The sequence below is a fragment of the Streptomyces sp. NPDC006265 genome, from assembly GCF_040613555.1.
Taxonomy (GTDB): Bacteria; Actinomycetota; Actinomycetes; order Streptomycetales; family Streptomycetaceae; genus Streptomyces.
The window spans coordinates 1-2,442 of sequence record NZ_JBEXSH010001121.1 but is presented as its reverse complement, the minus strand read 5'-3'; the positions used below and the strand labels follow the sequence as shown (position 1 = coordinate 2,442).

Below are 2,442 nucleotides of genomic sequence, written 5' to 3'. Positions count from 1 at the left end.
GTTCCAGCGCCGAGTCCTACTCCAGGAGCAGACCGATGTCCTCGCAGTCGCGGCGCCGCGCTGGCACAGCGACGCGGTCTTCTCGGCGCTGATCGGGGGCTGCGGACACTTCGCGTGGACGCCCGTGGATCCCTGGCACGTCTGGGGCGGCACGTACCAGGAGGGCACGCTCATCCGGGCGCACCGGTGGGTGAGCGCGGACTCCGTGGTCGAGTGCCGTGACGCCCTGGCCATGCCGGCCTCACCCGACCGTCTCGTCCTGCTCCGCAGAATGCGGGTGGTACGGGGTGCGGCGCGCGTGCGGATGGAACTCGACCCGCGTCCCGGCTTCGGCGCGCAGCACATGCGGGAACCCCGCCTGGAGGGCGGTGTATGGACGGCGACGGGCGGCGGGCTGCGGATGCGGCTCCTGGGCGCCCCGCGAGCCACGTGGGATCCCCGGGCCGGGCTGCGCGGCGACTTCCGCCTGGAGAGCGGCGAGCAGCACGACCTCGTGCTGGAGCTGGCCACCGCTCCCACCGGGCAGCGGCTCGACCCGGACGAACTCTGGGCCCGCACCGAGCAGGAGTGGCGACGCGCCGTCCCGGACTGCTCCACTCTCGCCACCCCGCGCGACGCCCGGCACGCGTACGCGGTGCTGCGGGGGCTGACCAGCAGCTCGGGCGGCATGGTCGCCGCCGCCACCACGTCCCTGCCGGAGCGGGCCAACAGCGGGCGCAGCTACGACTACCGCTACACCTGGCTGCGGGACCAGTGCTACGCGGGCCTCGCCGTCGCCGCGCACGGGCCGCACGAGCTCCTGGACACCGCCGTGGAGTTCACCGCCGGCCGCATCCTCGCCGACGGTGACGGCGTGCACCCCGCCTACACCGTCACCGGGGAACCGATGCCTGAGGAGAGCCCTCTGTCATTGCCCGGCTATCCGGGCGGTACCGACCGGATCGGCAACGAGGCAGCCTCGCAGTTCCAGCTCGACACCTTCGGCGAGGCCCTGCAGTTGTTCGCGGCCGCCGCCCGCCACGACCGGCTGACCAAGGACGCGTTGGATGCGGTGCGCGTCGCGGTCGAGGCCGTGGAGCGCCGGTGGCGGGAGTCCGATGCCGGCCTGTGGGAGCTGGAGGAGCGGTGGTGGACGCATTCGCGGCTCAGTGTGGTCTGCGGACTGCGCCGGATCGCGGACGTCCTGCCCGGCGCGCAGGGCCGGCGGTGCGCCGAGATCGCCGACGCCGTCCTGGCCGAGACCCGCCGGCGCTGCCTGCACCCGGACGGGTACTGGCGCCGCGCCGCCGACGACGACGGACCGGAGGCGGCTCTGCTGGTGCCGCTGGCACGCGGGTGCATGGCCGCCGGCGATCCCGGTGCCGTGCTCACCCGCGCCCGCGTCGAGGAACGGCTGGCCGAGGACGGCTATCTGTACCGCTTCGAGCACCCGGGAAAGCCGCTCGGCGAGGCCGAGGGCGCCTTCCTGCTGTGCGGGTTTCACATGGCGCTGGCCACGCACCAGCTCGGTGACCGCGTCGGCGCCCTCCGCTGGTTCGAGCGCACCCGGACGGCCTGTGGACCGCCCGGGCTGTTCGCGGAGGAGTACGACGTACGTCAGCGCCAGCTACGCGGCAACCTGCCCCAGGCGTTCGTCCACGCCTCGCTGCTGGAGTGCGCCGTCCGACTCAACGACGCCTCGACCCTGCCCTTGTGAGGGTGCTGCCGCAGTCCGGCGGCGAGCGCCGAGCCGACGCCGCCGGCCAGGGCAGCGCCCAGGGCGATCGGCCTGCGGTGACGTGACAGCCACAACTGGATGCTGTGCTCGTGGGCCTCATCGTCGAATACGCCGTGTGCGCCGTGGTCGCTTCCGGTCGCGCTGTCGACGGGCTCCCAGAGGTTGACCGGGCGGGACGGGTCGACGGGGTCGTCCGTCTGCTGCGAGTCGTACGCCGTCCGGGCCAGGTAGCGGTCCAGCAGTCCGGCGGCGAAGCGCTGCCCGAGCAGGGTGGCGACGGTGGAGCCGCCCACCCAGTGCTCGCGCCGCGTCGCGTGGTCGGCCGCGTGGAGGACGCCTCGCGCGGCGACCTCCGGCTGGTAGACGGGAGACACCGGTCGCGGGTGCCGGGACAACCGGGACAGTACCCAGCTGAACTGCGGGGTGTTCAGGCCCGGCAGCTGCACCATGGTGACGCGCACGCCACTGCGGTCGTGCCGCAGTTCGCACCGCAGGGACTCGGTGAAGCCCCGGATGGCGCTCTTGGCACCGCAGTAGACGGACTGCAACGGGACACTGCGGTACGCCAGCGCCGAGCCCACCTGCACGATGGTGCCGCGGTCGCGCGGCATCATCCGGCGCAGGGCCGCCTGGGTTCCGTGCACGAAGCCGAAGTAGGTCACCTCGGTGGCCCGCCGGAACCCCCTGCTGCGGGTGCACGGCCCCGACGGCAGCCCGCTCACCGT

2 protein-coding genes are annotated in these 2,442 nt (G+C 73.7%); one reads left to right on the top strand and one right to left on the bottom strand.

Going from position 1 to position 2,442, the window contains the following annotated elements; genetic code table 11:
* Window positions 1-1,696, top strand: a 1,696-nt coding sequence (locus tag ABZ281_RS46015) for a glycoside hydrolase family 15 protein (RefSeq protein WP_356664421.1), incomplete at its 5' end; no start/stop codon positions are given.
* Here the strand turns inward: ABZ281_RS46015 and ABZ281_RS46010 are convergent.
* Window positions 1,597-2,442: SDR family oxidoreductase (locus ABZ281_RS46010; RefSeq protein ID WP_356664420.1), on the bottom strand; the 846-nt coding region annotated here is incomplete at its 5' end. The two genes, ABZ281_RS46015 and ABZ281_RS46010, sit on opposite strands and share 100 nt — an antisense overlap.